We start from the raw sequence: 24641 nt of genomic DNA, 5'->3' as shown, positions 1-24641 counted from the left end.
TTCGCTTACTGGTTGCCGCAGGTGGACGCGGGCGCGGCCGCGGAGGCGGCCACGGCCGGGGTGTCCAGCCAGGGCAGGTCGTGTCCCATCCGGTCCCGCTTGGTGCGCAGGTACCGGAGGTTGTGCTCGCCCGCCTGGACGGGCATCGGCTCGCGGCCGGTGACCTTCAGGCCGTGGCGCAGCAACGCGTCGGTCTTGTCGGGGTTGTTGGTCATCAGGCGGACGCCGCGCACACCTAGGTCGGCGAGGATCCGCGCGCCGGCGCCGTAGTCGCGGGCGTCGGCGGGCAGGCCGAGTTCGAGGTTGGCGTCGAGGGTGTCGCGGCCCTGCTCCTGCAGTTCGTAGGCGCGCAGTTTGGACAGCAGGCCGATGCCGCGCCCCTCGTGTCCGCGCAGGTAGACGACGACGCCCCGGCCCTCGGCCTGGATGCGTTCCAGGGCGGCGTCGAGCTGGGGGCCGCAGTCGCAGCGCAGGGAGGCGAAGACGTCGCCGGTGAGGCATTCGGAGTGGACGCGGACCAGGACGTCCTCGCCGTCGCCGATCTCGCCGTGGACGAGGGCGACGTGCTCGACGCCGTCGACGGTGGAGCGGTAGCCGTAGGCGGTGAAGGTGCCGTGCCTGGTGGGCAGGCGGGTCTCCGCCTCGCGGCGGACGGTGGGCTCGCTGCCGCGGCGGTAGGCGATCAGGTCCTCGATGGAGATGATCGTCAGGCCGTGCTTGCGGGCGAACGGGATCAGTTCGGGCAGCCGCAGCATCCGGCCGTCCTCGCCGGCGATCTCCACGATGGCGCCGGCCGGGCGCAGGCCCGCGAGCCGGGCGAGGTCCACGGCGGCCTCGGTGTGGCCGTCGCGGGTCAGCACGCCGCCGGGCCTGGCGCGCAACGGGAAGACATGGCCGGGGCGGACCAGGTCCGTGGGCTCGGCGGTGCCGCTCGCCAGCAGTCGGAGCGTGGTGGCGCGGTCGGCGGCCGAGATGCCGGTGCTGACGCCGTGCGCGGCGGAGGCGTCCACGGAGACGGTGAAGGCGGTCTTCATCGACTCGGTGTTGTCCTCGACCATCTGCGGCAGCCGCAGCCGGTCCAGTTCCTCACCTTCCATGGGGGCGCAGATCAGGCCCCGGCACTCGCTCATCATGAAGGCGATGATCTCGGGGGTGGCCTTCTCTGCGGCGATGACGAGGTCGCCCTCGTTCTCCCGGTCCTCGTCGTCGACGACCACGATCGGGCGGCCGGCCGCGATGTCGGCGATGGCCTGCTCGACGGGGTCGAGCCCGAAGTCCTCGATGCGGTCGGTGCGGTGGAGCAGAGGTGCCGAGGTCATGCCGGCGCTCCTTCCAGAACGGGCCGCGCGTCCTTGCGGGAGCGCAACCACCAGTCGCGCATGCCCCACAGGACGAGCGCGCCGTAGATGACGTAGACGAAACCGGAGAAGGCGTAGCCGTTGGCGAAGTTGAGGGGCACGCCGACGAGGTCGACGAGCAGCCAGGCGATCCAGAACTCGACCATGCCCTTGGCCTGGGCGTACATGGCGACGATGGTGCCGACGAAGATGTAGGCGTCGGGCCAGGGGTCCCAGGAGAGGGACGGGTAGGCCTTGAACAGCAGGGCGACGGCGACGGTGCCGGCGGCGGCAGCGGCGAGCATCGCCGCCCGCTCGGTCAAGTTGGCGAACCGGGGGATGATGTGGCCGTCCTGGGCGCGGTCCTTGCGGCGCTGCCACTGCCACCAGCCGTACAGCGCGACGACCATGACGACGGCCTGCTTGCCCGCGCTGCCGGCCAGGTGGCCGTAGAAGGCCCCGAAGAGGACCAGGCCGGACAGGAACTGCACGGGCCAGGTCCACAGCGAGCGGCGCCAGCCGAGGGCCAGGGTGATGAGGCCCAGGATGTTGCCGGTCATGTCGGACCAGATGATGTGCTGGCCGAAGAGGGTGAAGGCCTCGGAGTTCATCCAGTTCACTTGCCGTCCCCCTGTCCGGCCGCGAGCAGCCGCTCCACGTACTTGGCGATGACGTCGACCTCGAGGTTGACCGGGTCGCCGGGCTGCTTGTGGCCGAGCGTGGTCAGGGCGAGGGTGGTCGGGATGAGGCTCACCGTGAAGTAGTCGGGGCCGGCGTCGACGACGGTGAGGCTGATGCCGTCGACGGTGATGGAGCCCTTCTCCACGACGTAGCGGGCGAGGTCCGCGGGCAGCGAGACCTTCACGATCTCCCAGTTGTCGGACGGCTTGCGCTCCAGGACCTGTCCGGTGCCGTCCACGTGCCCCTGCACGATGTGCCCGCCGAGACGCGCGCCCACCGCGGTGGGGCGCTCGAGGTTGACTCGGGAGCCGACACCGAGCGCGCCCAGGCTGGAGCGGTTCAGCGTCTCGGCCATGACGTCGGCGGTGAACTCGTCGCCCTCGTGGTCGACGACGGTGAGACAGACCCCGTTCACGGCGATGGAATCGCCGTGCTGCGCGCCCTTGGTCACGACGGGGCCGCGAAGCCGGAAGCGGGAGGCGTCGCCGAGATTCTCGACGGCGGTGACCTCACCCAGCTCTTCGACGATTCCGGTGAACACTTCCCGGGTCCTCCTGCCTCATGGGGCACGGACTCCGGGGCCTGTCGAAGACGACAGAATGAACGGGAAGACAGCTCCGGGACGACGCCGAACAGGGACCCGTCCGCATGCGGACGAGCCCAGATACGGCGACGCGCATGAGAACATGCCCGCCCGCCGCGCACTGCCTCCCATCCGGACTTTAACCGTCGGTCCAGGAATTTCACCTGGTCAACCGGCCGCTGGAAGCGACCGGGTCGCGGACTGTAACCGCCGGTTCGGACTTTCACCGACCCCGGAGTGCGCTGCTTCTGGTACAGGGCCAGTGTGCCACGGCCGCCAGGGGTCCATGCGGGTGAATGATGTGGAGTGACTCACAGACCGCCCGTCCAGTCCTCCCCGAGGAGCCTATTGGTCCGGACCATTGACGCACTGGTCTAGTCCTTTTAGGGTGCGGGCGGGCCCGGCGGCGGTGACGACGGCCCTTGCCCGCCGCCGGGCCGCCAGGGTGGATGCGGCCCGCCGCGGAACTGTCACATTTCGCGGGGCCGCGTTGTCTCAGCGGACGAGGGCACTTCACTCAGGAGTGCTCCGGTGTCCGGAGGGACGGAAACAGCATGACCACGATCCTGGTGACCGGCGGAACCGGCACGCTCGGCCGGCCCGTCACCGAACGACTGCGGGCGGACGGGCACGAGGTGCGGGTGCTCAGCCGGCACACCCGGCCGTACGCCGTCGACCTGCGCGAGGGCGGCCCCGCCCTGGACACGGCCCTCGCGGGCGTGGAGACGGTCGTGCACTGCGCGAGCAACCCTCGCGGCGGGGACGAACGAGCGGCGGACCACCTGATCGCGGCGGCACGGCGGGCCGGTGTGGGTCACCTGCTCCACATCTCCATCGTGGGCGTCGACCGCGTGCCGCTCGGCTACTACGAGTCGAAGCTCGCGGTGGAGCGGCGGATCGAGGAGTCGGGGCTCGGCTGGACCGTGCTGCGGGCGACACAGTTCCACGACCTGGTGGCCTCGGTGCTGCGGGGACTCGCCAGGTCACCGGTCCTGCCACTCCCGGCTGGGGTGCCGGACCAGCCCATCGAGGTGGCCGAAGTCGCGGACCGGCTGGCCGAGTTGGCCGTCGCGCCGCCGGCCGGGCGGGTTCCCGACATGGGCGGTCCGCAGGTGCGGTCGTTCGAGTCGCTGGCCCACGCCTACCTCCGGGCGACCGGGCGGCGCCGGGCCGTGGTGAACGTACCGCTCCTCGGCCGCGCCTACCGCGCCTTCCGCGCGGGCGGCCATCTGGCGCCGGAGCAGGCCGTGGGCAAGGGCACCTTCGAGGAGTACCTGGCACGGCGGCCGGGGCGGTAGCGGTCGCCGGGCGGGGCCGACGAGGCTCCGCCTGAGCAGATTCCGGCGGGCGGCCCGGGACGAACGCCCAGTCGCCGGACCGGCGGGCCGGACCGGCCCCTCCCGGATGAGTCCTACCGGTCGGCCGGGGCGCTAACGGTCACCGGGCGGGGGCCGACGAGGCTCCGCCCGGGCGGGTTCCGGCGGCCGGCCCGGGACGAACACCCAGTCGCCGGACCGGCGGGCCGGACCGGCCCCTCCCGGACGGGTCCTACCGGTCGGCCGGGGCGAACAGTTCGTCCTGGGCCCGGTCCCGGGCCGTCAGCAGGGCGCCGCGCAGGACCGCGGTGCCGCCGAGGCGGCCGGCCCGGACCTCGGTGACCAGCGGCGACATCCGGCGGAGCCGCTCGGCGACGCGCTCGGCGAGCACCGCTCCCCCGGCCTGCCCGATCTCCCCGCCGAGGACGACGCAGCCCGGGTCGAGGATGGAGACGACGGAGGCGGCCCCGATGGCGATCCGGTCGGCGAGGGCGTCGAGGAAGCGTTCGGCGGGGCCGGTCTCGGCCGTTCCGCCGGGCGGGTCCGTCACCCGTGCGACGGCCGCGCGCACCACCACCGCCACGCCCGGACCGTCCGCCGGCTCCGCCCCCGGCAGTCCGTGCTCCCCCGCCAGCCGGGCGATCGCCGCGGCTCCGGCCAGGGAGTGGAAGCCGCCGTCGCAGTCCGTCGCCGACGGCAGGGTCACCGTGCCCGGGACGGGCAGGAAGCCGATCTCGCCCGTGCCGCCGGAGGCACCGCGGCGCAGGGCGCCGTCCAGGACGACCGCGGCGCCGACGCCATGGCCCAGCCAGAGCAGGACGAAGGTGTCCCGGTCGCGGGCGGCGCCCTCGCGCTGCTCGGCCAGGGCGGCCAGGTTGGTCTCGTTCTCCACGGTCACTCGGGCCTCGGGCAGCCGTTCCTGCAGGGCCGCGGCGAGCCGGCGATGCCAGGCCGGCAGTCCGCCGGAGTCGCGGAGGTCGCCGGTGGCGGGGTCGACGAGGCCCGGCGCCCCGATCCCGACGGTGTGCAGCCGCCGGCCTCCGGCCTCCTTGACCGTCCGCTCCACCGCCGTCACCGCCCGCTCCACCGCGAGCCCGGTCCCGGTGTTCCCGCCGATGGGCACCGAAGCCTCGGCCAGCACGCGCCCCACCAGATCGGAGACCAGCACGAAGACACCCTCGGTACGTACGTCGAGCGCGGCCAGGTGGGCGCGGTCGGCGACGATGCCGTACAGCCGGGCGTTCGGGCCGCGGCGCTGCTCGCCGGACTCCCCCACCACCGTGATCAGACCGGAGGCGCCGAGCCGCTCGACGAGATCGGCGACCGTGGGCCGGGACAGTCCGGTCAGCTGCTTCAACTGCCCTGCCGTCAGCGGACCTTCCCGCTGAAGCAGGCGCAGGGCGAGCCGGTCGTTGATGGCCCGGGCGGTGCTCGGTGATGCGGGCATGACGGGCATCCTCCCAGACGGGCGCGGCCGAGTTTTCCACTATCTATCAGGTAGGGTCCCTGATAGTTTACGCGGTGCAGCGACGGCGCTGCGGGTAACTCCGGGGAGGGACTGGTACATGGGTGACGTGAGCCATGCACGTGACGAGGTGAGGCGCGCCCGGTACGCCGTGGCGGCCGTGTTCGCCGTGCACGGCGCCGTGACCGGTTCCTTCGCCACCCGGGTGCCCTGGGTGCAGGAGCATGCCTGGCTGAACACGGGGCAGCTCGGCTTCGCCCTGGCGTTCACGGCGTTCGGCGCCTCGTGCGCGATGCCGCTGGCGGGCCGGATCAGTCACTCCTTCGGCAGCCGTACGGCGCTGCGCGGGCTGCTCGCGCTGTGGACGCTGTCGCTGGTCCTGCCGTCCCTCGCGCCGAACATGTACACGCTGTGCCTGGCGATGTTCGCCTACGGCGCGAGCGCGGGCATGGCCGACGTCGCGATGAACGCCCTGGGTGTCGAGGTGGAGCGGCTGCTCGGCAAGTCGATCATGTCGGGCCTGCACGGGATGTGGAGCGCGGGCGCGCTGATCGGCTCGGCGGCCGGCACGCTCGCCGCGCACCTGGGCGCCGACGCGCGCCTGCACTTCGCGCTGGCCTCTGCCGTCCTCACCGTGCTCGGCCTGGTGGCCTGCTCGGGCGTGCTGGACGTGCAGCCCGCCGAGGACGAGGAGCCGCCCCCGCGGTTCGCGCTGCCGCCCCGCTCGGCGCTGCTGATCGGCGCGGTCGGGTTCTGCGCGGTGTTCGCGGAGGGGGCGAGCCTGGATTGGTCGGCGGTGTTCCTGCGGGACCGGCTGGACAGCTCGGCCGGGGTCGCGGCCGCGTCCACGACCGGGTTCATGCTGACCATGGCGGTCGCCCGGATCGCCGGGGACGCGGTGGTGAACCGCTTCGGTGCGGTCCGCACCGTGCGGGCCGGCGGTGTGCTGGCCGGGCTGGGCGGCCTGCTGATCGTCCTCGCCGGGCACCCGGCACCGGCGATGGCCGGGTTCGCGCTGATGGGTCTCGGCATCGCGGTCGTCGTACCACTGTGCTTCGCGGCGGCCGGGCACGCCGGCCCCAACCCCAGTCAGGCCATCGCGGGCGTGGCGACCATCACGTACACCTCGGGGCTGATCGCACCCAGCCTGATCGGCGGGGTGGCGCAGGCGACCAGCCTGATGGTCTCGTTCTGCGTGGTGACCCTGCTGGCCTGCGGTCTCGCGGTGTTCGCGGGTGTGCTGCGCACCGCCGAGCGCGGCGGCCGCGGCCAGGTCAGTCCGCGGGTCGCAGAAGTTCCCGGCCCACGGCCCTGAAGGCGTCGCTCCATGGCGCCGGGCGCAGCGTCGTCGCGTCCAGCCGGACCAGGACCCGGGTACCGCGGGCGTAGGTCTGCGCGCCGTCGGCCGAGCAGAAGCGGAAGCCGTAGGTGAGGCCCGTGGTACCTAGCCGCTCCAGCCAGAGGTGGACGGCGTAGGTGCCCGGGCGGGTCACCGGTGCCTCGTAGCCGATGCGCAGCTCGCGGACCGCGTTGCAGGCGTCGCCTGCGGCGTGCCAGTCGCCGTCGAAGCGGACGCCGTGCTCGTTCCACAACTCGGTCCAGGCGCGCTCGACCATCAGCGGGTAGCGGGCGTTGTGCAGCAGTCCGAGCGCGTCCAGGTCGTCGAAGTGGACGGTGACGGGGATCAGCCGGCCGTGGGCGACGGCGGGGGCGATCGGGGCTTCGGCGGTCACGGAGGTGCTCCTGGGCGATGGGGCGGGGACGACATGGACCACTCCATACTAAGCGACCGCTCAGGAGAGTCGGCAGGTCACCGCAGGTCAGCCCCGTGCACGCGGTCCACGGGCGGGGCCGGGTGCGCGTGAAGCCGCCAGGTACCCCTGACAATGGTCTGGAACAGTCTTCACATACAGAGAAAGCGAAACCCCACCATGGACCTCGGCGTGCGCTGGAAGCTGCACGGTGACGGGCGCACGCCCGCACCCGGAGCGGTGGTACGCCCCGACGAACGGCTCTCCTGGCCGCGCACGGTGGGCCTGGGCGCCCAGCATGTCGTGGCGATGTTCGGAGCCTCCTTCGTGGCCCCCGTGCTCATGGGCCTGAACCCGAACCTGGCGATCATGATGTCGGGCGTGGCGACCGTGATCTTCCTGCTCGCCACCCGGGGCCGCGTCCCGAGCTATCTGGGCTGCTCCCTTTCCTTCGTCGGCGTGGCCGCGGTCATCCGGGCGCAGGGCGGCACGAGCGCCACCGTGACCGGCGCGGTCCTGGTGGTCGCCGCCGTGCTGTTCCTGGTGGGACTCGCGGTGCAGCACTTCGGCGCGCGGATCATCCACGCCGTCATGCCGCCGATCGTCACCGGCGCGGTGGTGATGCTGATCGGCTTCAACCTGGCTCCGGTGACCGCGTCGACCTACTGGCCGCAGGACCAGTGGACCGCCCTGCTGGTGATGCTGTTCACCGGCCTTGCGGTCGTCTGCCTGCGCGGTTTCTGGTCGCGGATCGCGATCTTCCTGGGGCTGGTCTTCGGGTACGGGATCTCCTGGGCCTTCGACCGGATCTTCGGGAAGATCCACTCGGTGGACGCGAGCGGCAAGCTCACCGACCACTGGCGGCTGGACCTCTCCGGCGTCTCCAAGGCCGACTGGATCGGCCTGCCGTCCTTCCACGGACCCTCGTTCCAGTGGTCGGCGATCCTGGTCGCCCTGCCGGTCGTCATCGCACTGATCGCGGAGAACGCGGGGCACGTCAAGGCGGTCGGGGAGATGACCGGCGATCCGCTGGACGACAAGCTCGGCACCGCGATCTCCGCGGACGGCGTCGGCTCGATGCTGTCGACCGCGGTGGGCGGCCCGCCCACCACCACCTACTCCGAGAACATCGGCGTGATGGCCGCGACCCGCGTCTACTCCACCGCCGCCTACTGGGCCGCAGCCTGCTTCGCGCTGCTCTTCGGCGTCTGCCCGAAGTTCGGCGCGGTCGTCGCCGCGATCCCGGGCGGGGTGCTCGGCGGCATCACCGTCATCCTCTACGGCATGATCGGCCTGCTCGGCGCGCAGATCTGGATCAACGCCAAGGTCGACCTGCGCAACCCGCTGAACCTGGTGCCGGCCGCCGCGGGCATCATCATCGGCGTCGGCAACGTCGCCATGAAGTTCACCGACACCTTCTCGCTCAGCGGCATCGCGCTCGGCACCCTGGTCGTCATCACCGGCTACCACGCGCTGCGCGCCTTCGCGCCCGCCCATCTCAAGACGCAGGAGCCGCTGCTGGACGAGGGCACGTCCAGCTACGACGAGAACGGTCAGCGCGCCAAGTCGTAGGCGTACGACGGCGTGAAGGTACCGGCCGCGCTCCGCCCGGCGGGCGGCCAGGCGCCGGGCTCGTGAACCCAACACGGTGTCGCCGCCCTGCTCTCCCGCGCTGTGCCGCTCCCCCGGTCCGCCCCGCGTTCCCCCGTTCCGGGGAAGCATCGGGCCGGTCGGCACGCGGGCCCGCCCAGGGCTGCGACCCTTCCCCCCATGGCGCAGTTGCAACACTTCACCGCTCCCGTCGACGCCGTCCTGGCCCGGATGCGCGCCCTCGACGCGGAGCTGCCCGAGCCGGACGGGGTCGCCGTGTTCAACCGCGTCTACCTCGCCGTCACCGAGGAGGTCGGCCGGCGCCTGGACGCGGGGGTGTTCGCGGACCGGCGGGCGGCGGCCACGCTGGACGTACGGTTCGCCGAGCGGTACCTGGCGGCGGTCGACGCGGTGGCCCGGGACCGCCGTCCGCCCGCCTGCTGGCGGCCCCTGTTCCAGTTCCGCCGCCACCCCGGGGTACGGCCGCTGCAGTTCGCGCTCGCGGGCATCAACGCGCACATCGGGCACGACCTGGCGCTCGCCGTGGTGGACGCCTGTCGCACGCTCGGCTGCGAACCGGCTGATCTGGAGGACGAGTTCGACCGCGTGGGCGACCTCCTCGGCTCGCTGGAGGAGCGCATCCGCGAGGATCTGATGCCGGGTCCCGACGTGCTCCAGATCGCCGACCCGATCACCCATCTGCTGGGCTCCTGGAGCCTGGAGCGGGCACGGGAGGCGACCTGGGCGGCGGCCCGGGCGCTGTGGGCGCTGCGCCACTGCGGGGACCTCGCCGGGGAGTTCACCGAACGGCTGGACGCGGCGGTCGGCTTCGCGGGGCGGATGCTGCTGACGCCGTACGGCGACTGAACCGGGGCGTTCCGGCCAACCTCCGCCGGGTCTCCTGGAACTCCGCGGCGATCTCTGTAGGTTGAACCGGAAACCGACCGCGAAGGAGCTCACGGCACATGGCTACTCGGCTGGGCCTCGGCCTCCCGCAGAACCGGCAGTACGACCTGGGCAGGGACGTACCCGACGTGGCACGCACGGCGGAGCGGATCGGCTACGACAGCCTCTGGGTGTACGAGCGCGCTCTGTTCCCGGAACCCGCGGGGCAGGGCCTGTACGACATCCCGGGGCTCCCCTGGCCCGACTCCTACCGCGGCGTCGCCGAGCCGCTGGTCACCCTGACCCTCGCCGCGGCCGTCACCGAACGCGTCCTGCTGGGCTCCAGCGTGCTGGTCGCGCCGCTGCACCTGCCCTTCCAGCTCGCCAAGGCCCTCGCCACGCTGGACGCGGCGAGCGGCGGCCGGGTGCTCGCCGGTTTCGGCACCGGCTGGTCCCACGACGAGTACGCGGCGTCGGGCGTACGGCCCTTCGAGGAGCGCGGGCAGGTGCTGGACGAGCTGATCGAGGTGTGCCGGGCGGTGTGGGGCCCGGACCCGGTCGTGCACGAAGGCCGGATCACCCGGATCTCCTCCGCGGTGGTCGGCCCCAAGCCGGCCCGGCCGATCCCGATCCTGCTCGCGGCGAGCGGCAGGCGCGCGCAGCGGCGTCTGGTGGACCACGCCGACGGCTGGCTGCCGGTGGGCATGGGCGTCGAGCGGATCGGCGCCCAGTGGGCCGAGTTGCGGGACCTGGCCGCCGAGCGCGGCCGCAAGGAGCCGATCCGGACGGTGCTGCGGGTCAACGCGGTCCACTCGGCCAAGCCCTATGAGGGCGACGGGCGGCGGCCGTTCCAGGGCGACGCCGACCAGATCGTCGAGGACCTGGTCCGGCACGCCGAAATCGGCCTGGACGAGATCCTGGTGGACCTGCAGAGCACCCCGCGCGACGCCCAGGAGCTCAAGGACGTCGCCGCCGAGGTGTTCGAGAAGGCGCGGGCGGCCGGGGTCTGAGCCCGGCCGCCCGCGCCTCGGTCTGTTCTCCCCGGGCCCGGTCAGTCCTCGGGCAGTTCCACCGGGGCGATCTCGTCGTAGACGTCGCCCGGGCCCGGGTTGGTCGGGTCGGTCTCGCCGCCGAAGTGGTGCATGACTCCCCAGACCGCGTTCAGCGCGGTCTGGATCGCGCCCTCGGCCCAGCCGGCCGTCCAGGAGATGTCGTCACCGGCGAGGAAGATGCCCCGCTTGTCCTCGGGCAGCCGGTCCTGCATGAAGTGCGTGAACAGGCGCCGCTGGTAGCGGTAGTGGCCGGGCAGGTTGGCCTTGAACGCACCCATGAAGTAGGGCTCGTTCTCCCAGGAGACGGTCACCGGGTTGCCGATGATGTGCTTCCTGATGTCGACCTTCGGGTAGATCTCGCCGAGCGACTTCAGCATGACCTCCATCCGCTCGTTCGCGGACAGCGGCAGCCACTTCAGGCTGTCGTCGCACCAGGTGTACGACAGGCAGATCACGGCCGGCTTGTCCGGGCCGTCGTCCAGCAGGTAGGTACCGCGCGTCATGCGGTCGGTGAGCGTCATCGACATGACGTCCCGGCCGGTCGGGTTCCCGTTGTCGTCGACGGCCTTGTCGAGCCAGAACGGCCGGTCGACGGGCACGAAGAGCTTGCTGGACTCCATGTAGTGGGTGCGCTCGATCGCCGTCCAGTGGTCGATCGGGAAGAGCGAGTCGTCGCAGGCGATCTTCGACAGCAGCATCCAGGACTGGGCGGTGAAGACGGCCGCCTGGTAGGTGCGGATGTCGCCGTCCGCGTCGGTGACGGTGATCCGGTTGCCCGAGGTGCGGTGCAGCCGGGTCACGGCGGGGCGGGGCTCGCCGTCCACGTGCAGGGCCTTCAGCGAGGTGCCGTACGGCCAGTGGACGATCTTCTCCGGCTCGCGCTCCCAGAGGCGGAGCGGCAGTTGCTGGGAGCCGCCGACGATGCCGCGGTGGTGGTCGTCGGCCTCGGTGTAGACGACGCGCAGGATCTCCAGGATGGAGTTCGGGAAGTCGGTGTCCCAGCCACCGGTGCCGAAGCCGACCTGGCCGAAGATCTCCCGGTGCCGGAAGGACCTGAAGGCCTCGGAGTCGCAGAGGAAGCCGTAGAAGGTCTGGTTGTCGAGCTTCTCGACCAGCCTGGCCCAGATCTCGCGGATGCGCGGCACGTCCCGCTCGCGCAGGGCGCGGTTCATGTCGGAGAAGTCGGCGCCGTCCTCCAGGCACCTGTTCCATGCGTCGGCGACGTCGCGGTACACCTGGGGCAGGTCGTCGGCGGTCTCGGCGTAGTGCGACTCGCCCTTGAGGTCCACGACGGTGGACGGGGTGGCCTCGGCGAGCGGGTTCGGGAACGGCCTGGTCTCCAGGTCCACCAGGTCGATGTAGTGCTGCAGCGCGGTGGAGGACGGTGGGAAGCGCATCGCGCCCATCTCGGCGGTCAGCGACTCGTCGCAGCCCTCGAAGCCGATCGTGCGCAGCCGGCCGCCGAGCTGGTCGGCCTCGTAGACGACGGGCTTGAGGCCCATCTTCATCAGCTCGTAGGCGGCCACCACGCCGGACAGACCGCCGCCGATGACGGCGACCTCGGTGCCGTGCTCGGTCGCCGGGATCTGGCCGAGGCCCGCCGGGTGGGCGAGGAAGTCGTCGTAGGCGTAGGGGAAGTCCGGGCCGAACATGGTGATCGGCGGCTGCTGCTCGTCTGCGTGCTCGACGGCGTTGGGCACGGTGGACGTCATGGGGTACGGACTCCTTGCGCGGGGGTGGATCTGGGAAAGCTCGGGAGGATCAGACGAGGGACCGGTACAGACCGGGGCGGCGGTCCTTCAGGTACGGGTTGGTCTCGCGGGAGGCGGCCAGGAGGCCCGGGTCGGCGTCGGCGAGGACCAGTTGCTCCTCCCGGCCGGCGCGGGTGCGGGCGACGCCGTCGGGGCCGGCCAGGACCGACAGGCCGACGAACTCGAACTCGCCCTCGTGGCCGACCCGGTTGACGTACGCCACGTACATCTGGTTCTCCCAGGCCCGCACCGGCACCAGGGACTCGGCGACGAACTGGAAGGGGTGCATCTGCGCCGTCGGCACGACGAGGAGGTCGGTGCCGGCCAGGGCGTGCGCCCGTACGTTCTCCGGGAACTCGACGTCGTAGCAGATCATCAGGCCCACGGTCAGCCCGTTCAGCTCGGCCTGGACGACCGGCTGCTCGCCGGGCGTGAAGTGGTCCCGCTCGAAGCAGCCGAAGAGGTGGGTCTTGCGGTAGTTCGCGAGCCGGGTGCCGGCTGCGGAGATCAGCTGGGCGGAGTTGTGAACGGCGTCGCCGGCACGCTCGGGGTAGCCGTAGGCGATCGCCAGACCGTGCCGGCCGGCGATCTCGGCGATCGCGTCCGCGGACTCGCCGTCGGCGGGCTCGGCGAGGCGGGCGATGTCGTCGCCGATCGCGTACCCGGTGAGGAACATCTCCGGCGCGGCCAGCAGCGCGGCTCCCGCGGCGGCGGCCCGGCCCGCGGCCTCGTCGAGAACCTCGAGGCTCTCGGCGATCGAGCCGGGGCGGCCGGAGCTCTGGAGCAGGGCGGTGCGCATGCGTGTCCTCACCGGGAAGGGGGTTTGGGGGGCCAGTTAGAAGGTACGGTCGGCGCGCTCGGCCGGACAAGAAGGAGCCGTTGCGCGCCGGTACGCGGTTCGTTGCGTGGCAAGGGGGTCGGACGGCGATTCGTTGCGTGCCCCGCGGAAGAGCCCGAGTACGCCCTGAGACGCAGGTCACGGCGGGGTTTCCCCGCCGGACGGGGGAGGCGGGACACCGCCTCGGGAGCGATGTGCGGAAGGGCACGCCGCCGGGAGAGTGGTGGGCGTTCGGTTCACACGATCGGCCTGCGGAAAGGACCGTCATGCAGCGTCGTACGAGGATCGCCGCCGTCACCGCCGCCCTGCTGATCACCGCCGGAGCGGCCGGATCGGCGACGGCTTCCGGCCAGGGCCCGCGGCAGCACCACCGGCACGAGGCCGCCGCGCTCACCGGCACGGCCAAGCTGTACCGGTCGGCCGGGGACGACATCACCTTCTCCTTCGACGCGCAGTTGGCGGCGAAGGACACCAGGACCCCCACGAAGGCCACCGGCACCTTCCGGTTCCGTCACTACCTGCACGGCGAGGGCGCCTGGGCCAGGGCGAAGGTCGACTGCCTGATCACGGGCGGGAAGGTGGCCGTCGTATCCGGGGTGATCACCGACTCGAACCTGCCGGGCGCCAAGGGCGCGCGGGTCGGGGTCACCGTCCACGATCTCGGCCGGCACGACCGGCTGGGTTACAGCTGGGCGGCGACGCAGGACATGGGGCCGAGGGACCTGCCCAAGTGTGTCTCGTCGGCGCCGTTCGAGAAGGTGCGGCAGGGCACGGGCGACTTCCACGTCGTGCCGTGGCAGCCCGCGCTCTAGAGCTCCCGCAGCCGCTCCACGATCTCCCTGAGCAGTTCCGGATCGGCGGCGGGGCCGGTGACGGGGTGGCGGCCCGGCTCGTCGATGCGGACCAGACCGGCCTCGGCCAGGTCGCCGAGCAGGACGCGAACGACGGTCAGGGGCAGGTCGGCGTCCGCCGCCAGTTCGGCCACGGGGCGCGGGCCCCGCCGGACCAGGTCGAGCAGAGCCGCCGGGGCGTGGTCGAGGACCGGCCGGGCCGCGCCGTCCGGCTCCGGCGCGGTGACCCGGGACATCAGGTCGATGGGGTGCCGGTCCGAGGGGCGAGTGCGGCCCCGGGTCACGGTGTAGGGGCGGACCATCGACCCGGTCTCGTCCTCGTACCAGTGCTCGTCGCTCACCGCGGGGTCAGGGGGCCGAGCGGGTGGCGGCGTCCAGGTGGCGGCCGAGGCGGCGGACCAGCAGGGCCATTTCGTGGGCGAGCTGTCCGACGTCGGTGCTCGACTCGCTCAGCACGGCGAGCCGGCTGCCGTGGCCGGCCGGGGTGATGAAGAGGTAGGCGTCCTCCAACATGACCATCGTCTGCCGCACCCCGCCCGCCTCGAACCGCTCCCCCACCGAGCGGGCCAGCCCGTGGAAGCCGGAGCAGACGGCGGCCAGGTGCTCGACGTCCCGGTCCGGTATTCCCTCCGAGCAGCTCAGGGGCAGGCCGTCGGCGGTGAGCAGCACGGCCTGACGGACATGGTCGGTGCGGGCCACCAGGTCGTCCAGCAGCCAGCCGAGGCCGGTGCCGGGGGCACCGGCCGGCATGGCCGGGTTCGCGGGGGTCTGGTCGTCACCGTGCATCGTCGGTGTCCGTCCCTTCGTCGGCGTGGGTGGTCGCTGCGTCCCGTTCACGAGGGGCCGCCGCGTCCGGGGCGGCGGCCGTGGGCAGCCCTCTGCGGCCACGGTCCAGACCGCGCTGGAAGGCGCCGAAGACCGCCCGCATCTCCTCGGCGTCGACCTCACGCACCGGGGGCACAGTTCGGGCCGGCGGCTCGTCCCGCAGCTCCCGGACGAGAGAGGCCTGGCGGGTCCGGGTGGGCAGGACGGGGGGTTGGTCGGGGACGGGGGCGCCGTGCGGTTCGGGGGCAACGCGGGCGCCGTCCGGCACGGACGCCGGCGCGGGGGTGCGCCGCGTCCGGGACGGCAGCTCGGGGGCGGGGAGCTGGTCGGGCGCGGGAGCAGCGGGGGTGCCCCGGGGGGCGGGCGCCGGTGCGAGGATGCTCCGGGTCCGGGACGGCAGCTCCGGTGTCGGGGCCGCACCGGACGGCGGCTCCGGCGCCGGTGTCCCGACGGGTGTCCGCGGTCGCCGTGCCCCGGCCTCCGCCGGTTCCCCGTCCGCCAGCACCGCCGGAGGCAGCAGCACCACCGCCGTCGTACCCCCGTACGGCGAATCCCCGAGGCTCACCTCGATGCCGTGCCGGGCGGCGAGGCGGCCGACGACGTACAGGCCGAGGCGGTCGTGCCGGGTGGGGTCGAAGGCGTCGGGGTCGTTGAGGGTGCGGTGCGCCTCGGCGCGCTGCTCGGCGTCCAGACCGAGCCCGCGGTCGTCGATCTCCAGCACGAACCCGCCGCCGACCCGCCCGGGCCGCAGCGTGACCTGGGTGTGCGGCGGCGAGAACAGCGTCGCGTTCTCCAGCAGTTCGGCGATGAGGTGGACGACGTCGGCGACCGCGTCGGCCGCGATGCCCACCTCGGGCATCGGCGGCACCACCACGCGCGTGTAGTCCTCGATCTCGCTCACCGCCGAGGCGACCACGTCCGCCACGGGCACGGGCCGACGCCAGCGGCGGCCGGGCGCCGCGCCGGAGAGGATGATCAGGCTCTCCGCGTGCCGGCGCATCCGGGTGGTCAGGTGATCGATGCGGAACAGCTGACGCAGGATCTCCGGATCGTCGGTCCGCCGCTCCAGCGTGTCGACGAGCTTGAGCTGCCGGTGCACCAGTGCCTGGTTGCGCCGCGCGATGGTGAGCAGCACCGCGAACAGCCCCCGGCGCAGGCCGGCCTGTCTGACGGCGGCCTCCACGGCGGCCAGGCGCGCGGTGTTGAAGGACCGGCCGACCTGGCCGATCTCGTCGTCGCGGACCTCGTCGGCGGCGAGCGGGGGCGCCTCGGCGAGCGCGTCCACCTCCTCGCCCGCGCTCAATCGCCGCATGACGTCGGGGAGTTGTCGCGCGGTGAGGACGTCGGCCGCGTCCCGGAGCGTTTCCAGACGGCGTGAGACGCGCCGTGCTCCGCGCACCGCGAGCCACAGCGACAGCGCCACGGCGGCCAGCCCGACCGCTCCGACGACGGCGGCCTTCGTCAGCTCGTGGTAGGCGAAGGCCCGGCCGCGCGCGGCGGAGTTCTCGGCGGAGCGGGTGCACAGCCGCATGTAACGCTTGACGGCCCGGTCGGTGGTCGACCGCCAGGTGTCCGCCGCGACGGCCCGCCCGGCTCCCGCGGCGCCGGCCCGCAGCAGCGCGTCCTCGCCGCGCACCAGCGAGCGGTGCGGCTCGGTGCGCTGGAACTCGTCGAACAGGCTCCGCGAGTCGGCGGGCAGGTCCGGTACGTACGTCCGCTCGAAGACCCGCCGGTCCTCGATGGTCGCGGTCAGGGTGTCGTACTGCCGGCCGGTCAGCGTGCCCGCCGCCCGCGCCCCGGCCACCAGGGCGTCCTCCCGGGACACGAACTCCCGCACCCGCACCAGCTCGATGACGACCTGCGACTCCCGGGCGAGCTGCCCGGCCTGGAGGGCGGTGAGCGTGGACTGGACGTCGAAGCCGGGCTCGACGAGCTCGCCGTACTCCTCGACGGCCCGGTCCCAGGTGACCCGCCGGGTCAGTACGCGTTCGCGCAGGCCCTCCAGCTTCCCGGTGGCCGCGACCATGGCGTCCACGGCCTGCCGCTGCCGGCCGGTGAGCCGGCCGCGGTCGCCGCCGCGGACCGCCCGCCGCATGGCCTCGACGGCCCGGTCGGTGCGGCGCTGCTGTCCGAGCAGGTCGCCGGCGACGGCGGTGTCGAGGTGGGCGCCCAGGTAGGCCGCGGACATCCGGCGTTCGATCTGGATCTGACCGACCGCGGTGTCCACCGGGGTGCCGAAGTCCTCGTACACCCCTTGGAGCCGGACGAGGGCGCGCGGTTCGGCGGTGACGGACACCATGGTGAAGCTCCACAGGCCCATCAGCGCGACGGCCGGGGCGAGGGCGAGCGCCACGATCCGCGCGCGGACGGTGGTGGGACGGCCGACGGGCCAGCGCATGGGTTACCTGCCGGTATTACCAGTCAGTAGAAAGTCCGGCACAACCTACGGGACGATGATCCGGACCGCAATGGTGACCTGCGGTAACTCCGGATCACCTCCGGGACGGTTTCCGGGCGACCACCGACGTAAAGCGGGGTTCTAGCCCGGAGCCCCCGAGGAGAAGCGGCGCAGCAGCGGTGACAGCACCAGCACCGACTTGGTCCGCTCCACGAACGGCTCACCGGCGATGCGCTCCAGCACCCGTTCGAAGTGGCGCATGTCGGAGGCGAAGACCTGGACGATCGCGTCCGCGTCACCTGTGACGGTCGACGCGGCCACGACCTCCTGGTAGCGCTCCAGGCCCCGCTGGATGGTCTCCGGCGAGGTGTTGCGCCGGCAGTGGATCTCGACGAACCCCTCGGTCTCCCAGCCGAGCGCCGCCGGGTCCACCCGGACGGTGAACCCGGTGATGGCTCCGGTGGCCCGCAGCCGGTCCACGCGCCGTTTGACGGCGGGCGCGGACAGGCCGACGAGCTGCCCGATGTCCGCGTAGGAGCGGCGCGCGTCCTCGGCGAGGGCGTGCACGATGCGTTCGTCGAGATCGTTCAGCACGGGGGGTGGTTCATTTCTCCGGGTCGGTCACTTCTCCGCCGCCACCGCGACGTCCTCAGCGGTCGCGAGACGGGAACGGCGGTAGCCGTACCCGAAGTAGAACACGAGGCCGACCGCCATCCAGACACCGAAGACCACCCAGGTGACGGCGGACAGGCTCCCCATCATCCAGACGCAGAAGGCGAAGCCCAGCGCGGGCAGCACCGGCGACAGCGGGACGCGGAAGGTACGCGGCATGTCCGGGCGGGTCCGGCGCAGCACCACCACGGCCACGTTGACCAGAGCGAAGGCGAACAGCGTGCCGATGCTGGTGGCGTCGGCCAGTTGGCCCAGCGGGACGGCGGCGGCGAGGACGCCGCAGAACAGCGACACGATCACCGTGTTGGCGCGGGGCGCGCCGGTCTTCGGGTGGACCCTGGCGAAGACCTTCGGCACCAGTCCGTCTCGGGACATGGCGAAGAGGATGCGGGTCTGGCCGTAGAGCACGGTCAGGACGACGCTCGCGATGGCGATGACGGCGCAGAAGGCCAGCAGGGTGGCCCAGAAGCTCTGCCCGGTGACGTCCCGCATGATCTGGGCGAGCGCGGCCTCGGAGTCGTTGAACCTCCGCCAGGGCCGCGCGCCGACGGCGACGGCCGCCACCAGCACGTACAGGGTGGTCACGATGACGAGGGACAGCATGATCGCGCGCGGCAGGTCCCGCTGGGCGTTCTTCGCCTCCTCACCGGCGGTGGAGGCGGCGTCGAAGCCGATGTACGAGAAGAACAGCGTGGCGCCGGCCGCGCTGACGCCCGCCATGCCGAACGGCATGAAGTGCGCGTAGTTGCCGGACCTGAAGCCCATGAAGCCGATGGCGCAGAACAGGATCAGCGCGGCGATCTTCACGCACACCATGATCGTGTTGGCCCGCGCGGACTCCTTGGCGCCGCCGAGCAGGAACGCCATCGCGAGGAGCACGACGATCAGGGCGGGCAGGTTGAAGACGCCGCCGTCGCCGGGCGGGGCGGACAGGGCGTCCGGGATGGTGACGCCGATGGTGCCGTCGAGCAGTTCGTTGAGGTACTCGCCCCAGCCGACGGCGACGGCGGCGACCGAGACGCCGTACTCCAGGAGCAGGCACCAGCCGCAGACCCAGGCGATCAGTTCGCCCATGGTCGCGTATGCGTACGAGTACGAGGATCCGGAGACCGGGATGGTGCCCGCCAGCTCGGCGTAGGACAGGGCCGAGAACAGTGCGGTGAGCCCGGCGATCACGAAGGAGAGGGTGACGGCCGGACCCGCCTTGGGAACGGCCTCGCCGAGGACGACGAAGATGCCGGTGCCGAGGGTGGCACCGATGCTGATCATGGTCAGCTGCCACAGCCCGAGGGACCGTCGCAGCGTTCCTCCCTCGCCCTGGCCGCCCTCCGCGACCAGGCGTTCCACTGGCTTGCGACGCATGAGGCGCGCGGCGACGCCCGGGGACGCGGGGGCGGCCGTTCTCTGGTCCTGCGGGGGTGCGCCTTGGTCGAGCACGTGCTGGCTCCTTTTCGCTGCCGGTCAGGACGGACGAGGACCGGCGGAAGCCCGTAAGGGCAGGAACCCGCCGAGCGGAGTCCCCGCCACGCCACCTACAGCGCAGCACCCTATGAGGCGCGGCTTCGCGGGCGTAATGCAGCAGAGTTGCGCATACCCGCATGATCATTGCGTTGATCGGGACCGGGTGCCCATTTGTTGCGCCCGGACCGCGAACCGTTGCGCGGCGGCCCCTTCGGTCCCTTTTCTCACGTTTCCTCCGACTCCCCCGAGACCGCCCGGGCCGCCGCCTCGTCGGCCACGTCGAAGCCCGCCTGCCCGGCCTTCCCGCAGGCTTGCGCCTTGGCCTCGATCCAGCGCGCGTGCGCCTCCCAGGCGGCCTGTTTGCTGGTGCCGAGCGCGGCCCCGATCTGGGCCCAGGAGGCACCGGCCTCACGTGCCGCTCGCACGGTGAGCTGCCGCCCGTAGGCGGCCTTGCGGGCGACGACCTCGCTGAGCGCGAGCAGTTCCAGCAGCTCGTCCCTGCCGGGCGCCCGCTCGCCACCGCCCCCGGCGAGGGACTCGCGCATCCGCAGTCCGTCCAGGCGCGCGACGGCGGTGAGCAGGGTGTGCTGCGACTCGATGCCCTGTGGTGTGGTCATACCGCCAGGATTGTCGTCAAGGACCCCTGACGCAAAGGGAGCCTGACGGGCGGGTCGGGTGCGGAAGGTTCGCACCCGGCCGACGCGTCCGCCGCGGACGCGCCGACGGCCCCCGGCCGTCCCGGTAACGGGATCGGCGAGGGCCGTACGGAAGGGTGCCGGGGCCGGGTTCCGGCCGGCGTGGTCAGTTCCAGCTGGCGTGCAGCGCCTTGCCCTCGGCGTAGCCGGCGGCGCTCTGGATGCCGACGACGGCCTTCTCGGCGAACTCCTCCAGGGAGCCGGCGCCGGCGTAGGTGCAGGAGGAGCGGACGCCCGCGATGATCGAGTCGACCAGGTCCTCGACGCCCGGGCGGGCCGGGTCGAGGAACATGCGGGAGGTGGAGATGCCCTCCTCGAACAGCGCCTTGCGGGCGCGGTCGTAGGCGGACTCCTCCGAGGTGCGGTTGCGCACCGCGCGTGCGGAGGCCATGCCGAACGACTCCTTGTAGAGGCGGCCGTTCGCGTCCTGCTGGAGGTCGCCGGGGGACTCGTAGGTGCCCGCGAACCAGGAGCCGACCATCACGTTGGACGCGCCGGCCGCGAGGGCCATGGCCACGTCGCGCGGGTGCCGGACGCCGCCGTCGGCCCACACGTGCTTGCCGTACTTCCTCGCCTCGGCGGCGCACTCCAGGACCGCGGAGAACTGCGGCCGGCCCACGCCGGTCATCATCCGGGTCGTGCACATCGCGCCGGGGCCGACACCGACCTTGATGATGTCCGCGCCGGCGTCGATCAGGTCCTTGACGCCCTCGGCGGAGACGATGTTGCCCGCCGCGATCGGCACCTGCGGGTCGAGGGCGCGCACCAGCTTGATCGCGCTGATCATCGACTCCTGGTGGCCGTGCGCGGTGTCGATGACGAGCGTGTCCACGCCCGCGTCGAGCAACTGCTTGGCCTTGCCGGCCACGTCGCCGTTGATGCCTACGGCGGCGGCGACACGCAGCCGGCCGTTCGCGTCCACGGCCGGGGTGTACAGCGTGGCCCGCAGGGCGCCCTTGCGGGTCAGGATGCCGGCGAGCCGGCCGTCCTTGTCCACCGCCGGGGCGTAGCGGCGGTTGTGCGTGTCGAGGGTGTTGAAGGCCTCGCCCGGGTCGATGTCGGCGTCCAGCAGCAGCAGGTCCTTGGACATGACCACTTCGAGCTGCGTGAAGCGGTCCACGCCGCTGAGGTCCGCGTCGGTGACGACGCCGACCGGCCGCTGCTCCTCGTCGACGACCACACCGGCGTTGTGCGCACGCTTGGGCAGCAGGGCCAGAGCGTCGGCGACGGTCTGGTGCGGGGCCAGCACGATCGGGGTGTCCAGCACCAGGTGGCGGCTCTTGACCCAGGAGACGACGTCGGTGACCACGTCGTTCGGGATGTCCTGCGGGATGACCACGAGGCCGCCGCGCCGGGCGACCGTCTCGGCCATGCGGCGGCCGGCGATGGCGGTCATGTTGGCGACGACGAGCGGGATGGTGGTGCCCGTGCCGTCCGGCGAGCCGAGGTCCACGCCCTGCCGCGAGCCCACCGCGGAGCGGCTCGGCACCATGAACACGTCGTCGTAGGTCAGGTCGTACGCGGGCTGGATGTCATTGAGGAAACGCACGTGCCGCACATCCCAGTCGATCAGAGGTGACCCCCCGACGGGTGCGCCAGGGGGAAAAGAGCACGTACTTCATTGTCCCATGACGACCGGCCCGTCACGCCCCCACAGAACCTCCAGGCCCGCCGGAAGGGGGCTGGGAGGAACCTCCAAGCACGAGGGCGACGGTCAGCGCCGGCATGACGCGCATGGCGTGCGAGAACACGTCCTGGGCGGTCTCCCACTCCTCCGGCCGCGCCTTCGCGTACGCCTGCCAGCCCCGGACGACGAGGAGCAGCCCTCGCCCCGCGGCCTCCTCGGGCCAGACGGACAGGTCGGACAGGGAGTCGGCCAGCGCGTCCCAGTTTCGGCCGAACCAGTCGGGCAGCGACAGGGCCCGGGCCGCGCGGTCCATCAGGCCCGCCTTGTCCGTGACCCCGTCGAGGTCGAGGGCGACCACGAGCCGGCCCGTCAGGTCTTCGGTCATCTCAGCACCGCCCGGAACGAGTTGTAGTGATCATCGGTGTAGTAGATCTCCCCGTCCCGCCCGGTGACCAGCCGTCGTGCCCCGCGGTCCGGTGAACCCGGGGTGGGCACCGTGTACTCGTGGTAGTGACCGCGCGGCTGCTTCGGCAGATGTCCCTCGAAGTTCCCGAACACGACCCCGTCCCTGGCGTACGGGAAGGGGCCGCCCTTGTCGATGAGGGCGAGCGTCCTGCGCGCCTCGGCCGGCAGCCGGGACTCCTGGACGGTGGCCATGCCCCGGGCCCATTCAGGGGCCGACGCGCTCGTGCCCGCCGGCGCGGCTCCGCCCGTGCCCGAGCAGCCGGTCAGCAGGACCGCCAGCGCCAGCAGCGCCCCCGCGAGCACGGCGGGAACGCACCGCGCCCCGGCATGGAGAACGGACCTCGGGAACGCGTCGGGGACGAACCGCGGCAGCAGCATGCCGCCGATGCTGTCACGGCCGTCCCGTCACGTCCTCACCGCGACCCGTCGATGGGGCCCGGCAGAGCCCGGCAGGCTCCGTCGAGCCCGCCGGGTCCCGTCGCTGCGCCGACGTGGTCCGTCAGTGCCCGACGGGGGGGCAGTGCCCGACGGGGTCCGTCAGTGCCCGTCGGGGTCCGTGCGGCTGAGCGTGGGCTTCGGCGCCGGCCCGGCCGTCATCAGGTAGTCGGCGGCCGAGGTGTCGGTGACCAGGCTGGTGACCAGCCCGGAGCGCAGCACCGCGTCGATCGCGGACGCCTTGCGCTGCCCGCCGGCGATCGCCACGACCTCCGGGATGCGGCGGAGCTGCTCGGCCTTGACCGTGATGCACCGCTCCCCCAGGTCCCGCCCGATCCGGCGCCCCTCGGCGTCGAACAGGTGGGCGGCCATCTCGGCGGCGACACCGAGGGAGGCGTAGTGCGCGCGCTCCTCGTCGCTGAGCATGTCGTGCACCGTCGAGATGCCGGGCTCCCAGGAGCCGATGGAGACACAGGCGACCGTGACCTTGTCGAAGTACTCGTAGGCCCGGGCGATCCCCGTCTGGTTGCGCAGCGCGGCCGCGGTGGCCGCGTCCGGCAGCAGCATCGGCGCGTAGATGGGATGGGCGTCGCCGCCCGACACCTGGGCGGCGCGGCGCACGGCCTCCACCGAGCCGCGCTCGGAGGTCCCGGCGTCGTACACGCCCGTGAGCTGCACCACCGTGCACGGCGGCAGCCGGTCGAGCGCGGCCGCCATGTGGATGGTGGACCGGCCCCAGGCCAGCCCGAGCACATCCCCCTCGTTGACGAGCTCGCCGAGCAGATCGGCGGCGACCTCGCCCAGATTCTCGGGGTCGGGGGTCTCCTCCGCCTCGGCCGGGGACTCGACCACGACGGCGTGCCTCAGGCCGTAGCGGGCGCGGAGCGCGTCGGAGCGCTCGGCGTCCAGCTCGGCCGGCACACGGATCTCGATACGCACGAGATCCCGTTCGAGGGCCGTCTCCAGGACCCGGGCCACCTTGAAGCGGCTGACGCCGAACTCCTCCGCGATCTGGATCTTGGATTTGCCCTCGAGGTAGAAGCGGCGGGCCATGGCCGCCGCCTGGACCAGCTCAGCGGGTCCCATCCGCATGGCTGACCGGCCCGCCGACATACCCGACACGGCGATCTCCTCACTGCTGTTCACACTCTGGATTCGCCGTTCATCCTTGCAGATCCGGCGCGGCTGATCCGCCCACATGGGCGGCGTTCACTCAAGCGTTCACGTGGCCGTGGCTCAGTGGCCGCACGCCCAGGACGCCTTGGCGGTCGCGGAATCCGCCTGGGCGCGCAGCGCCCGCACCGCCTCCACCGGGTCGTCGGCCCCGTAGACGGCCGAGCCGGCCACGAAGACGTCCGCGCCCGCGTCCGCGCACCGCTCGATGGTCGAGGCCGAGACACCGCCGTCGACCTGCAGCCACAGCTGGAGACCGTGCTTGCCGATCAGCTCCCGGGTGCGGCGGATCTTCGGGAGCATGATGTCGAGGAAGGCCTGACCGCCGAAGCCCGGCTCGACCGTCATGATCAGCAGCATGTCGAGTTCCGGCAGCAGGTCCTCGTACGGCTCGATCGGCGTCGCGGGCTTCAGCGCCATGGAGGCGCGGGCGCCCTTGGCGCGGATCTCCCGGGCGAGCCGCACCGGCGCGGCGGCCGCCTCGACGTGGAAGGTGACCGAAGAGGCCCCCGCCTCGACGAACTGCGGCGCCCAGCGATCGGGGTCCTCGATCATCAGATGGCAGTCCAGCGGGATGCCCGTGGCACGCGCGAGGGACTCCACGACCGGCACCCCGAGCGTGAGGTTGGGGACGAAATGGTTGTCCATGACGTCGACATGGAGCCAGTCGGCTCCCTCGACCGCCTTGGCCTCGTCCGCGAGGCGGGCGAAGTCGGCGGACAGAATGCTGGGGTTGATCTGCGCGGCCATGACCCAAGCCTGCCATGCCGCCGCGCTTGCCTGTAACGGC

General features: G+C 72.5%; 24 protein-coding genes and 1 riboswitch. Of the genes, 6 read left to right on the top strand and 18 right to left on the bottom strand.

Translation table 11 applies throughout. The features are described 5' to 3' along the window. Nucleotides 1-5 precede the first annotated feature (5 nt). From ACFVVO_RS20665 to ACFVVO_RS20655, 3 genes are read right to left on the bottom strand one after another with little or no spacing between them, the layout of a single operon-like run. On the bottom strand, nucleotides 6-1319 hold the full coding sequence (locus ACFVVO_RS20665; protein WP_390056793.1) for a bifunctional 3,4-dihydroxy-2-butanone-4-phosphate synthase/GTP cyclohydrolase II: 1314 nt from the start codon (nucleotides 1317-1319) through the stop codon (nucleotides 6-8). After that, complete coding sequence (locus tag ACFVVO_RS20660) at nucleotides 1316-1957, bottom strand: nicotinamide riboside transporter PnuC (protein ID WP_390056791.1); 642 nt, start codon at nucleotides 1955-1957, stop codon at nucleotides 1316-1318. The genes ACFVVO_RS20665 and ACFVVO_RS20660 overlap by 4 nt, the downstream gene beginning before the upstream one ends. After that, nucleotides 1954-2559: a riboflavin synthase gene (locus tag ACFVVO_RS20655; RefSeq protein WP_390056790.1), complete on the bottom strand. Its 606-nt coding sequence runs from the start codon at nucleotides 2557-2559 to the stop codon at nucleotides 1954-1956. Before ACFVVO_RS20655 ends, ACFVVO_RS20660 begins: the two co-directional genes overlap by 4 nt. A 156-nt stretch (nucleotides 2560-2715) precedes the next feature. Further along, nucleotides 2716-2846, bottom strand: a riboswitch (FMN riboswitch). Nucleotides 2847-3155: 309 nt separating this feature from the next. Between ACFVVO_RS20655 and ACFVVO_RS20650 the strand changes: the two genes are divergently transcribed. Continuing rightward, nucleotides 3156-3899 carry an SDR family oxidoreductase gene (locus ACFVVO_RS20650; protein WP_390056788.1) on the top strand — a complete coding sequence of 248 codons (744 nt, stop codon included), beginning with the start codon at nucleotides 3156-3158 and terminating at the stop codon, nucleotides 3897-3899. Between the two features lie 250 nt (nucleotides 3900-4149). Here the strand turns inward: ACFVVO_RS20650 and ACFVVO_RS20645 are convergent, their stop codons facing one another. Beyond that, the gene (locus ACFVVO_RS20645; protein ID WP_390056787.1) at nucleotides 4150-5364 is read right to left on the bottom strand and encodes an ROK family transcriptional regulator; all 1215 of its coding nucleotides are present in this window, start codon (nucleotides 5362-5364) and stop codon (nucleotides 4150-4152) included. Nucleotides 5365-5482: 118 nt separating this feature from the next. On the opposite strand from ACFVVO_RS20645, the gene ACFVVO_RS20640 reads away from it, so the two are divergent. Continuing rightward, nucleotides 5483-6697, top strand: a complete 1215-nt coding sequence (locus ACFVVO_RS20640) for an MFS transporter (RefSeq protein ID WP_390056785.1) — start codon at nucleotides 5483-5485, stop codon at nucleotides 6695-6697. Here ACFVVO_RS20640 and ACFVVO_RS20635 read toward each other — a convergent pair. Next, nucleotides 6657-7115, bottom strand: a complete 459-nt coding sequence (locus ACFVVO_RS20635) for an acyl-CoA thioesterase (protein ID WP_390056783.1) — start codon at nucleotides 7113-7115, stop codon at nucleotides 6657-6659. The two genes, ACFVVO_RS20640 and ACFVVO_RS20635, sit on opposite strands and share 41 nt — an antisense overlap. A 198-nt stretch (nucleotides 7116-7313) precedes the next feature. On the opposite strand from ACFVVO_RS20635, the gene ACFVVO_RS20630 reads away from it, so the two are divergent. The 3 genes from ACFVVO_RS20630 (at nucleotide 7314) to ACFVVO_RS20620 (ending at nucleotide 10618) form a co-directional block, all read left to right on the top strand. Further along, the gene (locus tag ACFVVO_RS20630; protein WP_390056781.1) at nucleotides 7314-8705 is read left to right on the top strand and encodes a uracil-xanthine permease family protein; all 1392 of its coding nucleotides are present in this window, start codon (nucleotides 7314-7316) and stop codon (nucleotides 8703-8705) included. Between the two features lie 198 nt (nucleotides 8706-8903). Further along, nucleotides 8904-9590, top strand: a complete 687-nt coding sequence (locus tag ACFVVO_RS20625; protein ID WP_390056779.1) for a DUF5995 family protein — start codon at nucleotides 8904-8906, stop codon at nucleotides 9588-9590. A gap of 98 nt (nucleotides 9591-9688) precedes the next feature. Beyond that, entirely contained in the window at nucleotides 9689-10618 is a 930-nt protein-coding gene (locus ACFVVO_RS20620) for an LLM class F420-dependent oxidoreductase (RefSeq protein ID WP_390056778.1), read from the top strand. Nucleotides 10619-10659: 41 nt separating this feature from the next. On the opposite strand, the gene ACFVVO_RS20615 is transcribed toward ACFVVO_RS20620, so the two are convergent. Together ACFVVO_RS20615 and ACFVVO_RS20610 are read right to left on the bottom strand one after the other, a co-directional pair. Further along, nucleotides 10660-12372: a flavin monoamine oxidase family protein gene (locus ACFVVO_RS20615; protein ID WP_390056776.1), complete on the bottom strand. Its 1713-nt coding sequence runs from the start codon at nucleotides 12370-12372 to the stop codon at nucleotides 10660-10662. Between the two features lie 49 nt (nucleotides 12373-12421). Further along, entirely contained in the window at nucleotides 12422-13210 is a 789-nt protein-coding gene (locus ACFVVO_RS20610) for a carbon-nitrogen hydrolase family protein (RefSeq protein ID WP_390056775.1), read from the bottom strand. 305 nt (nucleotides 13211-13515) lie between these two features. Here ACFVVO_RS20610 and ACFVVO_RS20605 point away from each other — a divergent pair, with 305 nt between their 5' ends. Further along, the gene (locus ACFVVO_RS20605) at nucleotides 13516-14061 is read left to right on the top strand and encodes a Repetin (RefSeq protein ID WP_390056773.1); all 546 of its coding nucleotides are present in this window, start codon (nucleotides 13516-13518) and stop codon (nucleotides 14059-14061) included. Here the strand turns inward: ACFVVO_RS20605 and ACFVVO_RS20600 are convergent. From ACFVVO_RS20600 to rpe, 11 genes are all read right to left on the bottom strand, one after another. Continuing rightward, complete coding sequence (locus tag ACFVVO_RS20600) at nucleotides 14058-14441, bottom strand: DUF742 domain-containing protein (RefSeq protein ID WP_390056771.1); 384 nt, start codon at nucleotides 14439-14441, stop codon at nucleotides 14058-14060. The genes ACFVVO_RS20605 and ACFVVO_RS20600 overlap by 4 nt on opposite strands. 7 nt (nucleotides 14442-14448) lie before the next feature. After that, nucleotides 14449-14886, bottom strand: a complete 438-nt coding sequence (locus ACFVVO_RS20595; protein ID WP_390056770.1) for a roadblock/LC7 domain-containing protein — start codon at nucleotides 14884-14886, stop codon at nucleotides 14449-14451. Further along, nucleotides 14876-17323: a nitrate- and nitrite sensing domain-containing protein gene (locus ACFVVO_RS20590; RefSeq protein ID WP_390056769.1), complete on the bottom strand. Its 2448-nt coding sequence runs from the start codon at nucleotides 17321-17323 to the stop codon at nucleotides 14876-14878. The genes ACFVVO_RS20595 and ACFVVO_RS20590 overlap by 11 nt, the downstream gene beginning before the upstream one ends. Nucleotides 17324-17464: 141 nt before the next feature. Continuing rightward, nucleotides 17465-17917: an Lrp/AsnC family transcriptional regulator gene (locus tag ACFVVO_RS20585; protein ID WP_390056768.1), complete on the bottom strand. Its 453-nt coding sequence runs from the start codon at nucleotides 17915-17917 to the stop codon at nucleotides 17465-17467. Nucleotides 17918-17944: 27 nt separating this feature from the next. Then, nucleotides 17945-19432, bottom strand: coding sequence for an amino acid permease (locus ACFVVO_RS20580; RefSeq protein WP_390056766.1), 1488 nt, complete (start codon nucleotides 19430-19432; stop codon nucleotides 17945-17947). A gap of 248 nt (nucleotides 19433-19680) precedes the next feature. After that, complete coding sequence (locus ACFVVO_RS20575) at nucleotides 19681-20073, bottom strand: hypothetical protein (RefSeq protein ID WP_390056765.1); 393 nt, start codon at nucleotides 20071-20073, stop codon at nucleotides 19681-19683. Nucleotides 20074-20257: 184 nt separating this feature from the next. Continuing rightward, nucleotides 20258-21700 carry a GuaB1 family IMP dehydrogenase-related protein gene (locus ACFVVO_RS20570; RefSeq protein WP_390056763.1) on the bottom strand — a complete coding sequence of 481 codons (1443 nt, stop codon included), beginning with the start codon at nucleotides 21698-21700 and terminating at the stop codon, nucleotides 20258-20260. Between the two features lie 94 nt (nucleotides 21701-21794). Beyond that, nucleotides 21795-22163 (bottom strand): barstar family protein, encoded by a 369-nt coding sequence (locus tag ACFVVO_RS20565; protein ID WP_390056761.1) that lies wholly within the window; start codon nucleotides 22161-22163, stop codon nucleotides 21795-21797. Continuing rightward, nucleotides 22160-22621, bottom strand: a complete 462-nt coding sequence (locus tag ACFVVO_RS20560; RefSeq protein ID WP_390056759.1) for a ribonuclease domain-containing protein — start codon at nucleotides 22619-22621, stop codon at nucleotides 22160-22162. The genes ACFVVO_RS20565 and ACFVVO_RS20560 overlap by 4 nt, the downstream gene beginning before the upstream one ends. Nucleotides 22622-22780: 159 nt before the next feature. Then, nucleotides 22781-23824 carry a sugar-binding transcriptional regulator gene (locus ACFVVO_RS20555; protein ID WP_390056758.1) on the bottom strand — a complete coding sequence of 348 codons (1044 nt, stop codon included), beginning with the start codon at nucleotides 23822-23824 and terminating at the stop codon, nucleotides 22781-22783. 90 nt (nucleotides 23825-23914) lie between these two features. Then, the gene (gene rpe, locus ACFVVO_RS20550) at nucleotides 23915-24601 is read right to left on the bottom strand and encodes a ribulose-phosphate 3-epimerase (protein ID WP_390056756.1); all 687 of its coding nucleotides are present in this window, start codon (nucleotides 24599-24601) and stop codon (nucleotides 23915-23917) included. Nucleotides 24602-24641: the final 40 nt, after the last annotated feature.

The sequence above is a fragment of the Streptomyces sp. NPDC058145 genome (assembly GCF_042884245.1).
Classification (GTDB): domain Bacteria; phylum Actinomycetota; class Actinomycetes; order Streptomycetales; family Streptomycetaceae; genus Streptomyces.
This window is presented reverse-complemented; position numbering and strand designations above follow the sequence as displayed.

Bases quoted from the DNA above. Each gene is read 5' to 3' on its own strand.
- ACFVVO_RS20565 (WP_390056761.1), bottom strand. From the start codon at position 22,163: ATGACCGAAGACCTGACGGGCCGGCTCGTGGTCGCCCTCGACCTCGAC.
- ACFVVO_RS20665 (WP_390056793.1), bottom strand. From the start codon at position 1,319: ATGACCTCGGCACCTCTGCTCCACCGCACCGACCGCATCGAGGACTTC.
- ACFVVO_RS20560 (WP_390056759.1), bottom strand. From the start codon at position 22,621: ATGCTGCTGCCGCGGTTCGTCCCCGACGCGTTCCCGAGGTCCGTTCTC.
- ACFVVO_RS20605 (WP_390056773.1), top strand. From the start codon at position 13,516: ATGCAGCGTCGTACGAGGATCGCCGCCGTCACCGCCGCCCTGCTGATC.
- ACFVVO_RS20645 (WP_390056787.1), bottom strand. From the start codon at position 5,364: ATGCCCGCATCACCGAGCACCGCCCGGGCCATCAACGACCGGCTCGCC.
- ACFVVO_RS20625 (WP_390056779.1), top strand. From the start codon at position 8,904: ATGGCGCAGTTGCAACACTTCACCGCTCCCGTCGACGCCGTCCTGGCC.
- ACFVVO_RS20640 (WP_390056785.1), top strand. From the start codon at position 5,483: ATGGGTGACGTGAGCCATGCACGTGACGAGGTGAGGCGCGCCCGGTAC.
- ACFVVO_RS20630 (WP_390056781.1), top strand. From the start codon at position 7,314: ATGGACCTCGGCGTGCGCTGGAAGCTGCACGGTGACGGGCGCACGCCC.
- ACFVVO_RS20650 (WP_390056788.1), top strand. From the start codon at position 3,156: ATGACCACGATCCTGGTGACCGGCGGAACCGGCACGCTCGGCCGGCCC.
- ACFVVO_RS20615 (WP_390056776.1), bottom strand. From the start codon at position 12,372: ATGACGTCCACCGTGCCCAACGCCGTCGAGCACGCAGACGAGCAGCAG.
- ACFVVO_RS20620 (WP_390056778.1), top strand. From the start codon at position 9,689: ATGGCTACTCGGCTGGGCCTCGGCCTCCCGCAGAACCGGCAGTACGAC.
- ACFVVO_RS20575 (WP_390056765.1), bottom strand. From the start codon at position 20,073: ATGACCACACCACAGGGCATCGAGTCGCAGCACACCCTGCTCACCGCC.
- ACFVVO_RS20590 (WP_390056769.1), bottom strand. From the start codon at position 17,323: ATGCGCTGGCCCGTCGGCCGTCCCACCACCGTCCGCGCGCGGATCGTG.
- rpe (WP_390056756.1), bottom strand. From the start codon at position 24,601: ATGGCCGCGCAGATCAACCCCAGCATTCTGTCCGCCGACTTCGCCCGC.
- ACFVVO_RS20595 (WP_390056770.1), bottom strand. From the start codon at position 14,886: ATGCACGGTGACGACCAGACCCCCGCGAACCCGGCCATGCCGGCCGGT.
- ACFVVO_RS20610 (WP_390056775.1), bottom strand. From the start codon at position 13,210: ATGCGCACCGCCCTGCTCCAGAGCTCCGGCCGCCCCGGCTCGATCGCC.